12 protein-coding genes are annotated in these 16,490 nt (G+C 64.9%); 2 read left to right on the forward strand and 10 right to left on the reverse strand.

Annotation, left to right across the window (positions count from 1 at the left end; all coding sequences use genetic code 11):
* Positions 1-119 precede the first annotated feature (119 nt).
* The 7 genes from ACODRZ_RS01570 to ACODRZ_RS01600 form a co-directional block, all read right to left on the reverse strand.
* Complete coding sequence (locus ACODRZ_RS01570) at positions 120-2,903, reverse strand: TonB-dependent receptor (RefSeq protein ID WP_488971161.1); 2,784 nt, start codon at positions 2,901-2,903, stop codon at positions 120-122.
* Between the two features lie 564 nt (positions 2,904-3,467).
* Positions 3,468-4,898: an AMP nucleosidase gene (locus tag ACODRZ_RS01575; protein ID WP_488971162.1), complete on the reverse strand. Its 1,431-nt coding sequence runs from the start codon at positions 4,896-4,898 to the stop codon at positions 3,468-3,470.
* A gap of 70 nt (positions 4,899-4,968) precedes the next feature.
* Positions 4,969-5,460: a GNAT family N-acetyltransferase gene (locus ACODRZ_RS01580; protein ID WP_488971163.1), complete on the reverse strand. Its 492-nt coding sequence runs from the start codon at positions 5,458-5,460 to the stop codon at positions 4,969-4,971.
* Positions 5,461-5,713: 253 nt separating this feature from the next.
* Positions 5,714-6,310 (reverse strand): 50S ribosomal protein L9, encoded by a 597-nt coding sequence (gene rplI, locus ACODRZ_RS01585; RefSeq protein WP_488971164.1) that lies wholly within the window; start codon positions 6,308-6,310, stop codon positions 5,714-5,716.
* Between the two features lie 15 nt (positions 6,311-6,325).
* Positions 6,326-6,550, reverse strand: coding sequence for a 30S ribosomal protein S18 (gene rpsR, locus ACODRZ_RS01590; RefSeq protein ID WP_007686754.1), 225 nt, complete (start codon positions 6,548-6,550; stop codon positions 6,326-6,328).
* Between the two features lie 5 nt (positions 6,551-6,555).
* Entirely contained in the window at positions 6,556-6,918 is a 363-nt protein-coding gene (rpsF, locus tag ACODRZ_RS01595; protein ID WP_429274295.1) for a 30S ribosomal protein S6, read from the reverse strand.
* Between the two features lie 163 nt (positions 6,919-7,081).
* The gene (locus ACODRZ_RS01600) at positions 7,082-9,901 is read right to left on the reverse strand and encodes a tetratricopeptide repeat protein (RefSeq protein ID WP_488971165.1); all 2,820 of its coding nucleotides are present in this window, start codon (positions 9,899-9,901) and stop codon (positions 7,082-7,084) included.
* 197 nt (positions 9,902-10,098) lie between these two features.
* Between ACODRZ_RS01600 and ACODRZ_RS01605 the strand changes: the two genes are divergently transcribed.
* Positions 10,099-12,753, forward strand: coding sequence for a M1 family metallopeptidase (locus ACODRZ_RS01605; RefSeq protein ID WP_488971166.1), 2,655 nt, complete (start codon positions 10,099-10,101; stop codon positions 12,751-12,753).
* A 279-nt stretch (positions 12,754-13,032) separates the two neighbouring features.
* Here ACODRZ_RS01605 and ACODRZ_RS01610 read toward each other — a convergent pair whose 3' ends face one another.
* Positions 13,033-14,268 carry a polyhydroxyalkanoate depolymerase gene (locus ACODRZ_RS01610; RefSeq protein WP_488971167.1) on the reverse strand — a complete coding sequence of 412 codons (1,236 nt, stop codon included), beginning with the start codon at positions 14,266-14,268 and terminating at the stop codon, positions 13,033-13,035.
* Positions 14,269-14,378: 110 nt separating this feature from the next.
* On the opposite strand from ACODRZ_RS01610, the gene ACODRZ_RS01615 reads away from it, so the two are divergent.
* The gene (locus ACODRZ_RS01615) at positions 14,379-15,038 is read left to right on the forward strand and encodes a glutathione S-transferase (protein ID WP_488971168.1); all 660 of its coding nucleotides are present in this window, start codon (positions 14,379-14,381) and stop codon (positions 15,036-15,038) included.
* Positions 15,039-15,066: 28 nt separating this feature from the next.
* Here ACODRZ_RS01615 and ACODRZ_RS01620 read toward each other — a convergent pair whose 3' ends face one another.
* Both ACODRZ_RS01620 and ACODRZ_RS01625 read right to left on the reverse strand, forming a co-directional pair.
* On the reverse strand, positions 15,067-15,396 hold the full coding sequence (locus tag ACODRZ_RS01620; RefSeq protein ID WP_069707543.1) for a DMT family transporter: 330 nt from the start codon (positions 15,394-15,396) through the stop codon (positions 15,067-15,069).
* Between the two features lie 357 nt (positions 15,397-15,753).
* Positions 15,754-16,490, reverse strand: a 737-nt coding sequence (locus ACODRZ_RS01625) for a flagellin N-terminal helical domain-containing protein (protein WP_488971169.1), incomplete at its 5' end; no start/stop codon positions are given.

The following is a 16,490-nucleotide window of genomic DNA, read 5'->3' on the forward strand; positions in this document are numbered from 1 at the left end:
AACCTGCAATTTCATCAATATTTCATTCAGGCGAGCGGAAGCGCCCCTGCGGCGAGTGCCGCAAGGACGTATCCATTCCCGGTGGACAGGAGCGATTCGCATCGCCCCTGTGCATTCGATCAGAAGTCGACGGTGATGCCGGTGAAGAACGTCCGGCCGTAGACGTCATAGGTCGACGGGTAGGTGTTCGATTGCTCCTGGTTGTCACCAAGGACCGGCGGCTTCTTGTTGAACATGTTGTTCATGCCGATGTTCCAGGTGAAGCGCTTGGCCACGTCGACGCTCGCGCTGAGGTCGAAGTAGTCGTATGCCGGGATGTGGTCGACCGAGTAGCCGCCGGTGTCGTCGTCCACGGCCGAGAGGTGGCGCCATGCCAGCGACACGCTCAGGTCCTCAGTCGACCAGGTCGCGCGGCTGTTGAGGCGCCACTTGGCGTAGACGTTGCTGCAGCTCAGGCCGAACTTGCCCGCGCAATCGACGACGAGGTCGGGCAGCGAGGCCATGGGGCGGAACGTCCAGTTCATCAGGTAAGAGCCCGCGACGCGCAGGTTCAGCTTGCTGGAGTTGTTGCGACCGAACGCCAGCGGGATGGTGTACTGCGCGTCGAAGTCGATGCCGTCGGTCTTGACGCCGCCGGTGTTGCTCAGGTTGTCGATGGCGCCGACGATGGTGCCGGTGCTGTCGCGCGGCAGCAGCGAACAGGTGCTGCTGTCGTAGGACGTGTAGTTGTTGCCCGCGTCGCCGTAGCAGGCGGTGAGCAGGTTGGCGGTGCCGACCGAGGTGATGAAGTTGTCGATCTTGATGTGGTAGTAATCCGCCGTGATCGACAGGCCCGGGATCATCTGCGGCTGGAGCACGACACCGAAGGTGTAGGTGTTCGCGGTTTCCTCACGCAGCTTGGTGTTGCCGCCGTTGTAGCTTTCGATCTGGGTCGCTGCGGCGTTGTACTCGTCGTTACCCACGTCCGATGCGGCGACGCCCGACGCGACGCAGGCGGCGTAGAGGTTGGAGTAGCTGGTCGCGTCCGGGGTCGAGCACGGGTCGGTGGCGGTCTCGAAATTCTGCGAGCTGCCGCTGTAGAGGTCGTTCACCGTCGGCGCACGCACCGCGCGGGAGAACTGGCCACGGAAGCTGATGTCCTTGATCGGCGCGTAGACGAGCCCGGCCGAGAAGGTGCCCACCGACTTGGCCGCCGTCGAGTAGTATGAATAACGGGCCGCGCCGTTGAATTCGAGGCGCTCGATGAAGGGCTTGTCGGCGATCAGCGGCACGTCGATTTCGGCGAACAGCTCCTTGACGTTGTAGCCGCCCGAAGTCGCGTCGCTGGCATTGAAGCCGACGACGTCGCCCGAGGAGAGCAGTTCGTCCGGGTTGTAGCTGCCGTGCTCCGAGCGGTATTCCGCACCGAAGGCGAAGCCCGCCGGGCCTGCGCCGAGGTCGAACAGGTTGTTGTTGCTGATCGCGCCGCTCACGACCTTCTCGGTGATGGTCGAACGGTTGACGGTGTCGATCGACAGGAAGTCGACCGCCGCGTCGCTGATGTTGCCCTCGCCGAAGATGTTGACGGGCACGCAGCCGTTGCTGGTATCGGTGCAGACGAGGTTGCCGTCGGCGTCATAGGTCGTCAGCAGGCCCTGCTGCAGACGGCTGCGCGAGATGTTGCCGTACTGGTACTCGGTCCGCCGGGTGCGCGAGAAGCTGGCGTAGACGTCGTAGCTCCAGTCATGGCCGATGTCGCCGCGTGCGCCGATCAGGCCGCGCATGGCCTTGCTGTCGGTGACCTGCACGCGGTCGCCGATCTCGCTCAGGCGGCGGTAGATGTTGGCGGTGGTGTAGCCGTCGCCGTCAGTGTCGTAGCCCTGCAGCAACGCCTGGCTGTCGGCCGAGAGGAACGAGCTGTCGTTGTCGATCGAGAAGCTGCCGGTCACCGGGGTCGGCGCGAGCTGGTTCTTGACGCGGTTGTGGACGTACTGGCCCTCGGCGTAGAGGGTCAGCGCATCGCTGACGTCGAAGTGCGCCTGCGCGAAGACGAGTTCGCGCTTCTGCGGGACCTGCAGGTAATTCTCGGTCGCGTAGTTGTAGGCGTCGGTGCTGCTGTCGTAGGCCGAATAGCTGCCGTCCTGCCCGAACTTGTAGTTCGTGCCGCCCAGGTTCATGCGCGTGGCCGGGATCGACGAGGAGCCGCCCGCGACGAGGGTGCCGTCGTCGCCGTCGGTCATCGCCGTCTTGGTGTAGCTGCGCGCCGCCTGCGTGATCGCCTTGCGCTGGCTGTACTCGCCGTAGACGGTGATGTTGCCGCGACCGTCGGCGAAGTTCTTGCCCGCCAGAATGCCGCCCGTGTACTGCGCGCCGTCGCCCGCGTCGGTCAGGCGGTAGTTGCCGTTGGCCTGGATGCCCTCGTAGTCCTGCTTCGTCACGAAGTTGACGACGCCGGTGACCGCGTCCGAACCGTAGACGGCCGACTTGCCGCCGGTGACCACGTCGACGCGCTCCAGCAGAGCGGTCGGGATCGTGTTGAGGTCGACGATCTGGTTGGTGTCATACGAGACGTAGCGGCGGCCGTTGACCAGCACCAGCGTGCGCTGGGCGCCGAGGCCGCGCAGGTTGGCGGTGGCGACGCCGTCACCCGGATTGTTCGAGGCGCCGGTCTGGTCGGGGACCAGCTGCGGAATTTCCTTCAGGACGTTCTCGACGTTGACCTGGCCGGTCGCCTTCATCTCGGCAGCGGTCACGGCCATGATCGGCGCCGCCTGCTCGAGGTTGGCGCTCCGCAGGCGCGAGCCGGTGACGATGATCGCGTCGCCGGCATCGGCCGCGTCCGTGGCGGAGGGCGCTTCGTCCTGCGCGTGCGCTGCCGCAGGCAGGCCCATCAGCAGGGTCGAGGCCAGAAGCAGACGCTTCATGTGGGGGGTCATTGATGCTCCTTTCGCAGATTCCGGCAGTGCGAAATCCTCGACGCCGGAAGCAGGCGAGTGCGTCTGCTCCCGTAAGCATCAGACTGTCATCATATAATCATCGATGTGCGGATAATGAGTTATCGGCGTTGTATATCGATCACATCTATTTCAATATTGGAAATAAACGTGAAATTTATGTGAAATTCATTTTGCATATGTTTCATTGAAAATAAGTTCATCGAACTCAATTTCTATATTGAATGCAGGATTATTCGCGAAAGTAAATGTTCTGTGGCTGTTTGGAAGGCTTCGGATAACATTCGGAATAAGATTGCGTTTGGACCTTTGAGCGTTTCGGAATGCGGGCATAAAATTACCCGTCGCCAGAACATCCGCGTGACTGTGCGCAGTGAAGTTCTACAGGCGCTCTGCGTGTTCAGCGGCGCGCCACGAATATATCCCGCGAGGGTGAGTGGCCGCCCGCCGCTTTTCGGAAAGGCGCAACGAAAAAGCCGACCGGCGCTCAGGTCGCGACGGTCGGCTTTGCTGTTCTGGTCCTGCGGCCGGTGCTTAACGGAACGGTGGTTCGTTGAACGCGCGCAGCTTGCGCGAGTGCAAGCGGTCGCCCTGTTCGCGCAGCAGGTCGCAGGTGATGAGGCCGATCTTGAGGTGGCTGGCGATAGCCTCCTCGTAGAAGCGGTTGGCCTGCCCAGGCAGCTTGAGTTCACCGTGCAGCGGCTTGTCGGAAACGCACAGCAGTGTTCCATAAGGCACGCGGAAGCGGTAGCCCTGCGCGCTGATCGTGGCGCTTTCCATGTCGATGCCGATCGCGCGGCTCAGCGAGAAGCGCTTGGCGGATTCGGTGTAGCGCAGTTCCCAGTTGCGATCGTCGGTGGTGACGATGGTGCCGGTGCGCATCCGCTTCTTGAGGTTCGCGCCGCCTTCGCCGCTGACCACCTCGGCCGCCTGCGCCAGTGCGAGTTGCACTTCGGCGATCGCGGGCAGCGGGATTTCCGGCGGAAGCACTGGGTCGAGCACGTGGTCGTCGCGCAAGTAGGCATGGGCGAGCACGTAGTCGCCGATGCGCTGGCTTTCGCGCAGGCCGCCGCAGTGGCCGATCATCAGCCACGCTTCCGGGCGCAGCACCGCGAGGTGGTCGGTGATGGTCTTGGCGTTGGACGGGCCGACGCCGATGTTGACCAGCGTGATGCCCGAACCGTCCTTGCGGATGAGGTGGTAGGCGGGCATCTGGTGGCGGCGCCATGCGGTGTCGGACAGGCGCGCGCGGGCGTTCTCAACCGGCGCGTCGAGATAGAGGCCGCCGGCGCCCGAAAGCGCGACATAGCCGTCCGAGCCGACCTGCGTGCCTGCCCAGTCCACGAACTCGTCCACATAGCGGTGGTAGTTGGTGAACAGCACGAAGCGCTGGCAGTGGTCCGGGCTGGTGCCGGTGTAGTGTGCCAGACGCGCAAGGCTGAAGTCGGTGCGCAGCCCGTCGAACAGGGCTAGCGGGTGCGGCTCATCCTCGGCGGCGAGGAAGGTGCCGTCGGCGATCTCGTCGCCGATCATCGCCAGTTCGGTGCTGGGGAAGTGGCTCGCCAGTTCCTGCGGGGTGACGGTGCCGACCGAAACGCCTTCGAGCACGTAGGGGAAGGGGATCTCCTGCGTAGACGCGGCGACCTCGAATTCCACTTCGTATTCGGCCTCGATCAGCGCGAGCTGTTCTTCGAGGTAGGAAGCGAAGAGGTGCGGGCGGGTGACCGTGGTGGCGTAAGTGCCGGCCATTTCAAGCCGCCCGAACGCGCGGGAGGCGCGGGCGTTGAGTTCAGTGCCGCGATAGGTGATCCGCAGCTCAGGATAAGTCCAGAGGCGGTTCGCGCGGCGGTCTGCTGGGGGGAGGGTGCCGTTCTCTACAAAGGCGGCGATGTCGGCCTTGAGAGTGGAAACGGCGGCTTCGTAGACGCGGACCAATTCCGCGATGGTTTCTTTCATCTTCTGCATGGCCATCTATTACGCATTCCGTGCTGCGGCGCAATAGGGGCGGATAAGGGCAGGGTTATGACGGTCGGGTCTACAGTCCGAGTGCCAGATAGGTCACCGTCTTGCCGTTCTCCAGCAGAGCCTCGCCGACGGGTGTGAAGCCGAGGGCTGCGTGGAAGGCGTCGGACGCCGGGTTGGGCGGGTCGGAATTGACCTCGCACACAATGCGTTCGTGCCCTGCAGCGCGCGCGGCGTCGAAGAGATGGGCGTAGAGTTTGCGCGCAAGACCGCGACCACGCGCTTCCGGAGCGACGACGACGCGATCGACGTAGACGAAACTGGCGTAGCGTTCTGCGAACCAGCGGTAGTTGGCGCTGTCGTATGCGGCTGCGGGCGCGAAGGCAAGGAGCAGGGCGTCCACATTTCCGACCCGTGCGGCGAGGAAGGCCTGCTCCACCAGCATCGCCATACGCGCCTCGTCGGCGAAGGACAGTTCGACGGCGTGGGCGTTATTCAGCGCCAGCATGGCCGCGCGCAGGGCGGGGTCGGTGCGGTAGTCGGCGAGCGTGACGGGATGGATCATGGCGCGATCTCTAACCCGGTTCTTCGTCACCCTGAACTCGTTTCAGGGTCCATTTCGCCGAAAGGTCGGTGCTGAGATCGGGAAGCCGCCTGTGCGGTTTGCTATTTCAACGCCCGCACAAAGCGGCACGATGGACCCTGAAACAAGTTCAGGGTGACGAAGTGATTGGGGAGAGGGAGCGCCCGAAAAGGAAAAGCCCCCGTTCCGCTGGGGAACGAGGGCTTTGCTATTCCTCGGTAACCGAAGGAAAGGCTCAGGCCTGGGCCTCGCCCTCTTCCTCGGTTTCCTCGACCGCGATTTCGCCGGGTTCGGCGTTCGGGTCGTAGGCTTCGGTGAAGCCCGAAACGTCCTGTTCGAACATCGCGGCCATCACGTCCACGCCCTGCGACTGCAGTTCGGCTTCGTCGGGCGAACGGGCGACGTTCACCTTGACGTTGACCGCAACTTCGGGGTGCAGCGAAACCTTGACGTCGAAGATGCCGAGCGTCTTGATCGGGCGCTCGAGCACGATCATCTGCTTCGACACGTTCGCGCCTTCGGCGTTCAGGCCGTCGACGATGTCGCGGACCGAGACCGAACCGTAAAGCTGGCCCGAGTTCGACGAGGCGCGGATCAGGACGATCTGCTTGCCTTCGACGTTGCCCGAGTTGGCTTCGGCAGCCGAACGACGCTCTGCGTTGTCGGCTTCGATCTTGGCGCGGTTGGCTTCGAAGACCTTCTTGTTCGCCTCGTTGGCGCGGAGGGCCTTCTTGTTCGGAAGCAGGTAGTTACGGGCGTAACCGTCCTTGACCGAGACGACGTCGCCGATGGCGCCGAGCTTCTCGATGCGTTCCAGGAGGATGATCTGCATGGGTAGGTCCCTCCCTTACTTCACGATGAAGGGAAGCAGGCCGATGTGGCGGGCGCGCTTGATAGCCTGGCCCAGCTCACGCTGCTTCTTTGCGGAAACCGCGGTGATGCGGCTGGGGACGATCTTGCCACGCTCGGACATGAAGCCCTGGAGCAGACGAACGTCCTTGTAGTCGATCTTCGGCGCGTTCTTGCCCGAGAACGGGCAGGACTTGCGGCGGCGGAAGAATGCACGTGCCATGTGGATCAGGCTCCTTCACGTTCGCGACGGCGAGTACGCTCGCGGTCGGTCTTGCGCATCATGACCGAGGGGCCTTCCTCGTGCTCGTCAACGCGGATGGTGACGTAGCGGATGACGTCTTCGTTGATCTGCGTCTGGCGCTCGAGCTCGGCGACGACGTCGCCCGAAGCCTCGATGTTCAGCATCACGAAGTGAGCCTTGCGGTTGCGCTTGATCTTGTACGCGAGATTCTTGAGGCCCCAGGTCTCGGTCTTGACGACCTTGCCCTGGTTCGACTCGACGATCTCGGTGGCGGCGGCAGCAAGCGCATCGACCTGCGCCTGGCTGAGGTCCTGGCGTGCCAGGAACACGTGCTCATATAGAGCCACGGCAGCTTCCTTTATCTAGTCTAACCGATCGCTGGCGACTCGCGGGATTGCGAGGCCCCTCCGGCTTTCTTTGGGTCTCCCCGTGTCGCTCGGACTGCGGGGAAGGGGCGCCCTTAGCGGATTTCCGGGCAAAGGCAAGCGAAAGCTGGGATGCCCCGATGGTTCACGGCTTGATGCCGAGCCGCGTATACAGCACGTCCACCGCCGGGTTGAGCGTGCGCGCCACCGCCAGTTCGGCGGTGCTTTCCGGCTTGCGGCCCATGTGGGCGAGGACGACGCCGCGCATGTAGCGGCTCTCGCTCTGGCCGGGAGCATCGAGCAGGACCGCGTCGAGATCGCGCAGGGCGTCCTCGTAGCGGCCGAGACGGAACCATACCACCGCGCGGCTGTCGAGCGGGCCGGTGGGGCTGGCCGCCAGTTCGACCGCACTGGCGCACTGGCGCACTGCACCGTCGAGATCGATGCCGCGCATGCCCTTCACCCAGCAAGCGAGGTTGAGCAGGTCGGGGCTCTGGGGACGCTTGGTCATCAGCGTGTCGAGCATCGACAGCGCCTCGGTGGGGTCTCCGTAAAGGCCCAGCGTCTCGACTTCCTCCGACTCCCAGTAACGGCGCTCGTTGCCGCCAAGCGCGATCTTGTCCTGCAGGATCGTGCGGGCCTCGTCGATCTCGCCGGTTTCCGCCAGCAGCCCGGCGAGCATCGCCGTCGCCGCACCGCTGGAGGGATCGAGTTCCTGTGCCCTGCGGGTATCGGCGATGGCGGCGGGAATGTCGCGCAGCGCGCGGTTGACGTAGGCGCGCTGGAGATATGTGTTGGCATCGGCGGAAAGTTCGATCGCGCGGTCGAGGTCGGCGCGGGGGCCCTTGTAGTCGCCGATGCCCTTGCGCAGGCTGGCGCGGGCGTCCCACGGATCGGACTTGGGGTCCTTCTGGGCCATGACTTTGGCGAGTACGGCCTCGATGGCCGCCTGCTGCGTTGCGCCCTTCGCGGCATGGGCAAGGTTCCAGCGGCGGGTGGTGTCGGCGGATGCGACGACCTGCGGCACTTGCGCCTGCATCTTGGCGAGCGCGCCGCGATCTGTGGCGATGCGTTCCACGGGGACTTCGGCGCCGGTGGCGTCGCGCCGCTCGGCGAAGGTGAAGATGCCGTCGGCCAGCGTGGCGTGGCCGGTCAGGCGGCTGCCGCCGATGGTGGTGTCGATATCGGGCACGCCCTCCATCGTGAAGCCCTTGCCGCCGTCAGGCAGCTTGACACGGATGCGATAGGTCATGCCCATCGGCCGCGAGGTGGCGACCGGCAGGCCGCGCCATTCCGCCCGCGCGCGGTCCGGCGCGAAGGTGAAGCCGGAGAGCAGTCCGTTGTAGACGCGCAGCCGCTGGCGATCGCGCTGACGCCATGCGGTCGTGAGAATGCCGCGCCCGCGCAGGACGGCGGTGGCGTTTTCCGTAGAGGTTTCGAGCGCGAGGTCGGTGAACAGGCCGTCGCCGAACGCCTGCTTGAGCTGAGCACGGATCATCTCGTCGCGCTGGTCGGGGTCGAGCGACTGGGAGGCAAGCCCGATGCCCAGCGCAGGCGCGCCGCGCAGCGTCAGCGTGGCCGAGACGACCGAGGGTAGGTCGCCGCTGGCGGTTTCGTCGTAGAGCGCATCCATCTCGAAAGTGGGGCGGGCATTGGCGTGCGTCTCGATCGCCTCCGGCTCCGCGCCTGCGGTGCGCAGGGGCAGGACGTAGCCGATGTCGGGCGTGTCGTTGATGTCCTCGATCCGCGAACCGAGGCCGGTGCCGTCGAGCCACAGGGACTTGCCGCCTACTTTCGCGCGCACCAGCACATGATCGAAGGCACCCGCGCTCGGCAGGTGACGCGGGATGTCATGGCCATTGGCAAGGCTGGCCAGCACCGCTTCGGATTCGATGCCGAGGCGATCGAGCAGGGCAAGGAGCAGCAGGGTCTTGGCCTTGCAGTCGCCATAGCGCAGCTTCCAGGTCTCGTCCGGCGACTGCGGGGTATAGTTACCCGTATTCATCGCGACGAGGAAGTATCGCACCTGATCCTGCACCAGCTGGAGCGCGGCCTGGGTGCGGGCCAGCGGATCGTTGGAGGCGGCGGCGATCCTGTCGGCCTCGGCGGCGAGGGGGGAGCCATCGGCGATCAACCCTTGCGTGCGATAGAGCGGTTCGAACGTGCGCGAGACGTCGGCCCAGCCGGCGAACGTGCTGAACTCGAACAGGGGCTGCGAGGCAAAGCGCGCGGGCGCGTCGTCAGGCACTTCGGGCAGCTTGGCGAGCGGCAGCGGCAGTTCCAGTTCCATCGCCGCGCCATTGCGTCTCGGCGTCACGGCGGCGTCCTTGGTCAGGAACTGCCAACGGGCGTCCTTGTCGGCAGCGGGCCAGACCATGCGCAGCCGTCCCGAGCCGACCAGCAGCGGACGCGCGGGCAGGTAGACGGCGCTCTGCACCCGTTCGCCCAGCACCGTGTCGCGCATCGAGGTGGAATAGCGCAGGCGGAAGACATCGCCCACGCGCAGTCCCTCGATCGCGGCAGTGGCGCTGAGCAGGCCGGTGAGCTGACGCTGTTCAAGCAGTTCCTCGCGCCGCAGGACGTCGAATTTCATGCCGGTGGCGAGCAGGTCGATGGTTTCGCTGCCGGTCGTCGTCTTGCGCACGATCGTCATCTCGTGGATCACGATGTCGCCCTTGTCCGGCGACCACTGCAGCGCGATGGTGGACAACTGCGCGAGCTGTTCGGGCGAGGCGATGCGCGTGGCGGTATCCATGTACTGCCACAGCTGGCCGCCCTCGACCTTCTGCTGCACGTCGTAGACCAGAAGCGCCGGAGAGGAAGGGCCGGCATTCTCGGGCATCTTCGCCGGGGTCACCCAAGCGGGAGCGGGTTGGTAGAGGATCGCCTCTCCGGCCCATGCGTTATCCGTCATGGCATGACTGGAGACCACCGCCATGAGCAGCAACGGCAAACGAACTTTCATGTATTCAATTCCCCCGAATAGCGGGGCTCAAGCTAGCGGATCGCTGTCCATGAGCAAGAGACGAGCCGTGCATATTCGAAGGAGAGTGGATGACATTGCGTTCACTCCCGTGAAAGTTGCGCATCCGGGTAAATATCTTGCGCGGCGAAGCAGAGCCGTTAGCAAGGCGTCATCCCCCCATCTGGTGTGAGTCGTCCATGAAGAAACCGTATCGTCGCGCCGCGCTGGCGCTTCTCGCCGGCGTTGCCCTGCCGTTTTCCGCTTCCGCACAGGACGTTGCAACGGCTTCCACGACCAAGGGCGCCACGGTCGAGACGGTGACCACGCAGCTTCCGCGCAACGTTCGCCCCAATCACTACGACATCACCGTCACCCCCGATGCAAAGGCGATGACCTTCGCGGGCAAGGCCGCGATCACCGTCGACGTGGTCGAGGCGACCAGCACGATCACGCTGCAGGCCGCCGACCTCGCCATCGCCAAGGCGACGCTGACCAAGGGCGGCAAGAAGGCCGGCACGCCGACCGTCTCGATCGACGAAGCCGCGCAGACCGCGACCTTCAGGTTCGCCAAGCCCATCGCGCCGGGCAGCTATGTGCTGGCGATCGACTATGCGGGCAAGATCAACACGCAGGCCTACGGCCTCTTCGCGCTCGACTACAAGGCGGCGGACGGTTCCGCCAAGCGCGCGCTGTTCACCCAGTTCGAGAACTCGGACGCGCGCCGTTTCATGCCTTCGTGGGACGAGCCGTTCTACAAGGCGACCTTCAGCCTCAAGACGATCGTGCCGACCGAGGAAGTCGCCGTCGGCAACCTGCCGGTGGAAAGCCGCAAGGACCTGGGGGGCGGCAAGACCCTCGTGACCTTCGGCACCAGCCCCAAGATGTCGACCTACCTGCTGTTCTTCGGCCTCGGCGATTTCGAGCGCAAGACCAAGATGGCGGGCGATACCGAAGTGGGCGTGCTGACCAAGAAGGGCGATCTGGCGCAGGCGGACTATGCGCTGGGCGCCTCAGCCGACCTGCTGCCGTGGATGAACGAATACTTCGGTGAGAAGTACCCGCTACCCAAGCTCGACCACATCGCGGCGCCGGGTCGCAGCCAGTTCTTCTCCGCCATGGAGAACTGGGGCGGCATCTTCTACTTCGAGAACGCGATGCTGCTCGATCCCAAGATCGCGTCGAACGCGCTGCGTCAGCGCATCTTCACGGTCGTCGCGCATGAAATGGCGCACCAGTGGTTCGGCGATCTCGTCACGATGTCGTGGTGGGACGACCTGTGGCTGAACGAGGGCTTCGCCTCGTGGATGGAAAGCCGCGCGGCGGCGAAGTTCCACCCCGAATGGCACCCCGAACTCACCGCCACCGGCGAGCGTGAGCGCGCCATGGACCAGGACGCCTACGTCACCACGCACCCGATCATCCACCACATCGCGACCGTGGAAGAGGCCAGCCAGGCCTTCGACAACATCACTTATGCCAAGGGCGAGGCGGTGATCCGCATGCTCGAAGCCTATGCCGGTTCGGACGAGTGGCAGAAGGGCGTGCAGGCCTACATGGCGCGTTACAAGCACTCCAACACCGTCACCGACGATCTGTGGCGCGAGATCGACAAGGCTTCGGGCAAGCCGATCAGCCAGATCGCGCACGACTTCACGCTGCAGCCGGGCATTCCGCTGGTGAAGGTGACCTCCTCGTGCGGCGCCGGTTCGACCACGCTGGCGCTGGAGCAGGGCGAGTTCACCCGCGACCGCGCCGACAAGCAGCCGCTCGCCTGGCGCGTGCCGGTCAGCGCTGCGGGCACCGATGGTTCCAAGGCGGAGACGCTGCTGCAGGGCAAGGGCTCGCTCAAGGTCGCGGGCTGCGGTCCGGTCGTCGTCAATGCGGGCCAGTCGGGCTACTACCGCGTGCTCTATGATGCGAAGACCTTCGCCGGGCTCGCCAAGGGCATCGCTTCGGTGCAGCCGGTCGACCAGCTCGGCATCCTCAACGATGCGGTGGCGCTCGGCTATGCGGGCAACCAGCCGATGGCCGACATGCTCGACGTCGTGAAGAACCTGCCCGCCAATGCCTCGCCGCAGGTGATGGAGCGCGCGGCTAAGGTGATCGGCGGCCTCGCCGACTTCGCCAAGGACAACGCGAAGCGCAAGGCGGCGCTCTCGCGCTTCGCCTCCGCGCGCCTGCTGCCGGTGCTGAACACGCTGGGCTGGGAGCCGAAGGCGGACGAGCAGGCCACCGCCGGCGACCTGCGCGCCACGCTGATCGATACACTGGGCACGCTGGGCGAACCCTCGGTGGTCGCCGAGGCACGTCGCCGCTTCGCCGATCCGGCCTCGATCGATCCCTCGGTGAAGGTCGCGGTGCTCACCGTCGTCGCCAAGAACGCGGACGCGGCGACCTGGGACAAGCTGCACACGATGGCGCAGGAGGAGACTTCGGCGCAGGTCAAGACCACGCTCTACTCGCTGCTGGGCCGTGCCAACGATAAGGCGCTGACCGACAAGGCGCTGGCCCTGTCGCTCACCGACGAGCCGGGCGTGACCACCAGCCCGGTGATCGTCAGCGCCGTCGGCGGCGAGCACCCCGAGCAGGCGTTCGACTTCGTCCTCGCCAACTACGATGCGGTGATGAGCCGCGTCGATAGCTCGGGCGCGACGCGCTACGTCGGGCGTCTCGCCACCGGCAGTGCGGACCCGGCGATGCCGGCGAAGCTGGATGCCTATGCGAAGCAGCGCCTCGCGGCCGGTTCGCGCCGTCCGGTGGACGAGGCGATCGCCAAGATCCAGGACCGCATCAAGGTCGGCCAGACCCGCATGCCGGAAGTGGACGTTTGGCTGGCGAAGCAGGGGTATTGATAAGGGAAGGGGGCGGTCGAAAGATCGCCCCGTTACTCTACGCTCCGGCGAGGAGCGTAACCGCAACCGTCCAATTCAAACCCGACGTCACCCTGAACTTGTTTCAGGGTCCATCAAGCCGATGGCTCAGTTGATGACGGGGTAGGTCGATGGCTCGGTTCGCGCCCTTTGGCTCCGGTACAGACTGCACGATGGATCCTGAAACAAGTTCAGGATGACGTAGCTTATCTCCGGACATGTCGGCTTTATGCCCCAAGCCAGAATCTAATTTCTCAGTCCTCACGCCATCGCCAAAATCATGCTGCGCACTTGCGGATAGACCTCGCGCTCCCACTTCGAGCCTGAGAACACCCCGTAATGCCCCACCCCCGGCTGCAGGTGGTGGCGCCGCAAGTGCGGCCTCAGGCTGGTGCAAAGCAGGTGCGCCGCCGCCGTCTGGCCCACCGCGCAGATGTCGTCACGCTCGCCCTCGACGGTGAGCAGTGCGGTCTTGCGGATCGCGGCGCAGTCCACCTTGCGGCCCCGGTGCATCAGTTCTCCCTTCGCCAGTTGCGCCTGCTGGAACACCCGGTCGATCGTTTCGAGGTAGAACTCCGCCGTCATGTCCAGCACGGCGAGATATTCGTCGTAGAAGTCCTCGATCTTCGCCGCTTCCTCCATCTCGAGGTCGGCGAGGTGCTGGTACAGCCTGCGGAACTGCGCATTGTGCCGCCCCATGTTCATCGACATGAACGCGGTCAGCTGGATGAACCCCGGATAGACCCTGCGTCCGCCGCCCTTGTAACGCCACGGCACGGTGTGGATCAGGTTGTTCTCGAACCAGTCGTAGCTTTGCGCGTTGGCCAGCTCGTTCACCACCGTCGGCGATTCCCGCACGTCGACCGGCCCGCCCAGCAGCGACATGGTGCGCGGCTGGCACGGGTCGTCGTCCTGCGCCATGATGGCCACCGCCGCCAGAACCGGCACACAGGGCTGGCACACCGCCAGCACGTTGGCGCCGCGCCTTGCCGCCGGATCGCCGATCTCCTGCAGGAAGCGGATGACGTAGTCGATGTATTCGTCCAGCCCGAACTTGCCTGCGGAGAGCGGCACGTCGCGCGCGTTCTTCCAGTCGGTGATGTAGACGTCGTGGTCGCGCAGCAGCGTCTCCACGGTATTGCGCAGGAGCGTGGCGAAGTGGCCGGACAACGGCGCCACCACCAGCACCTTGGGCTGCGGCGTGGTCACCTCCGGCTTGGCGAAGTGGAGCAGGTCGCCGAAGGGCAGCGCCAGCGCCACATCCTCGACCACCGGGGTCATGGCATTGCCGCAGAGCACTTCATCGATGCCGTAAGGCGGGCGCTTGTGCGTGATGGTCGATTTGTCGAACGTCTCGGCCAGAGCGAACAGGCGGCGCGCCATCGGCATCGTCTTCGCCCCGCCCAGGAACTTGTCGCGAAAGCCCGTCGCTGCCCGCGCGGTCAGGCGCGCCGGGGTGAGGGCGTCGCAATAAGCCTGGTAGGCGTCATAGAGCATCCGCAATATCCCTCAGGCACCTCGCGATTCGGCGAGTGTGCACGCAAACGGTTGTACAATCATGCTGCGCTGCATCATAACCCGATGCAAGCTGAATGAAGGGGCAGGTCATGGTCGAGTCCGGTGCAACGCTGACGATCTCCAGCAAGACCTATTCGGCGTGGTCGCTGCGCGGCTGGCTGCTGTGCCGCCTCGCCGGGCTGGAGGTGACCGAGAAGATGGTCGCCAACGATGCCGCCAACCGCGCCGAACTGCTGCTGCTCTCACCTTCGGTGCTGGTGCCGCGCCTGACTTGGCAGGGGGCAAGCGTGTGGGACACGCTGGCGATCGCGGAATTCCTCAACGAGCGGTTTCCCGATGCGCAGATGCTCCCGGCCGATCCGATCGCGCGGGCGCATTGTCGCTCGATTTCGGGGGAGATTCACTCGGGCTTCACCAACTTGCGCTCGGCGCTGCCGATGAACCTGAAGGTGCGTCACGCGAAGTTCCCGGTGTTCTCCGGCGCGCGTCCGGACATAGAGCGGATCGAGGCGATCTGGCTGGAATGCCTAGATCGCTACGGCGGCCCGTTCCTGTTCGGCGCGCAGCCCACCGTGGCCGACGCGATGTATGCGCCGGTGACGACGCGCTTTGTAAGCTACGCGGTGGCGCTGCCGGAACCGTGCGAAGCGTACTGCCGCACCATCGCCGAATGGGTGCCGATGCGCGAATGGGTGGCGGCGGCGATGGCCGAACCCGAGCAGATGGAGGAACTCGACGTGGAGTTCTGATGAGGACGGCCGCCGCCCGGCATGCCCGTCAGTGCGCGGAGGCCGAGGAAAAGGTGTTCATGACGACGACACCGCTGATGATAAGGGCCATGCCGATCACGGCGGCGGTATCCAGTTTCTGGCCCTGGAAGACCCACGCCGCAGCTGAAATGAGAACGATCCCCGCCCCGGACCAGATGGCATAGGCAACGCCGGTCGGGATCGTGCGCAGCGTCAGCGACAGGCAATAGAATGCGACGGCATAGCCGAGGATGGTCGCTGCCGCCCAAGGCAGGCGGGTGAAGCCTTCGGACTGTTTCATCGCAGTCGTGGCGAACACTTCGGTGAGAATGGCAATGGCCAGCATGATATAGTTCATGCCTGCCCACGTAGCACATGGAGTATGGCGGGATTTGGGCAAACCGAACGCCCGCTTTCCTACACCCCGCCCGGTCCGATACCTTGCGCCAATGCCCGGTCGAACCGCTCCGCCCCCCATAAGGTTACACCACAAGGTGACACCTGCCGGTCGCAGGGTGACACATCTCGCGCAAAATGTGTCACCTTACCCCCGCAAGGTGACACTTTCCGGCCCAAGGTGACACCATTTGCCCCTGGACCGTGTCAACCGTGTAAACCTGTCACCTTGTGCCGACACGGAAACGCCCGACGGTCGGGGGAAACGACCGCCGGGCTTCCGGGCCTTCCGGGGGAGGAAGGCAGTGCAAGCGTTAAATCAGCGCAGCAGCGAGAGGACGTTCTGCTGGCTCTGGTTGGCCTGTGCGAGCATCGCGGTGGAGGCCTGCGAGAGGATCTGCGCCTTGGCCATCGCGGTGGTCTCGGCCGAGTAGTCGGCGTCCTCGATGCGGCTGCGGGCGTCGGACAGGTTGGTGGTGGTGTTGGTCAGGTTGTTGATCGCCGATTCGAGGCGGTTCTGGCCCGCACCCAGCGAAGCGCGGGTGGCGTTGACGTCAGCCAGTGCGGCATCGACGTTGGTGAGCGTGGTCGCCGCCTTGGTCGCATCGGTCACGTCGAGCGCGGTGGCCGAAACTTTGGTGCCGTCGATCGCCTTGGAGGTCAGCGTGACCTGCTGGCCGCCCTGCGAGCCGGTCTGGATGTTGAAGGTCAGGTCAGCGCCTGCGGTGGTCGAGATCAGCGTGTTGCCGTTGAACTTGGCCTGCGTGAAGCTGTCGTTGATCTGCGTGGTCAGCGCCGAGACTTCCTGCTGCATCGCCGCACGGTCCGAGGTCTGGTAAGTGCCCGAAGCCGACTGGATCGCCAGTTCGCGCACGCGCTGCAGCATGTTGCCGACTTCCGACAGCGTGCCTTCGGCGGTCTGCGCCAGCGAGATGCCGTCGTTGGCGTTGCGGATACCCTGGCTCATGCCGCGGATCTGCGAGGTCATCGAGGTCGAGATCGCGAGGCCCGCCGCGTCGTCCTTGGCCGAGTTGATGCGCTTGCCGGTCGACAGGC

It is taken from the genome of Novosphingobium sp. FG90 (assembly GCF_057808725.1).

Bases quoted from the DNA above. Each gene is read 5' to 3' on its own strand.
- rpsR (WP_007686754.1), bottom strand. From the start codon at position 6,550: ATGGCACGTGCATTCTTCCGCCGCCGCAAGTCCTGCCCGTTCTCGGGC.
- rplI (WP_488971164.1), bottom strand. From the start codon at position 6,310: ATGCAGATCATCCTCCTGGAACGCATCGAGAAGCTCGGCGCCATCGGC.
- ACODRZ_RS01575 (WP_488971162.1), bottom strand. From the start codon at position 4,898: ATGCAGAAGATGAAAGAAACCATCGCGGAATTGGTCCGCGTCTACGAA.
- ACODRZ_RS01610 (WP_488971167.1), bottom strand. From the start codon at position 14,268: ATGCTCTATGACGCCTACCAGGCTTATTGCGACGCCCTCACCCCGGCG.
- ACODRZ_RS01580 (WP_488971163.1), bottom strand. From the start codon at position 5,460: ATGATCCATCCCGTCACGCTCGCCGACTACCGCACCGACCCCGCCCTG.
- ACODRZ_RS01570 (WP_488971161.1), bottom strand. From the start codon at position 2,903: ATGAAGCGTCTGCTTCTGGCCTCGACCCTGCTGATGGGCCTGCCTGCG.
- ACODRZ_RS01615 (WP_488971168.1), top strand. From the start codon at position 14,379: ATGGTCGAGTCCGGTGCAACGCTGACGATCTCCAGCAAGACCTATTCG.
- ACODRZ_RS01600 (WP_488971165.1), bottom strand. From the start codon at position 9,901: ATGAAAGTTCGTTTGCCGTTGCTGCTCATGGCGGTGGTCTCCAGTCAT.
- ACODRZ_RS01620 (WP_069707543.1), bottom strand. From the start codon at position 15,396: ATGAACTATATCATGCTGGCCATTGCCATTCTCACCGAAGTGTTCGCC.
- ACODRZ_RS01605 (WP_488971166.1), top strand. From the start codon at position 10,099: ATGAAGAAACCGTATCGTCGCGCCGCGCTGGCGCTTCTCGCCGGCGTT.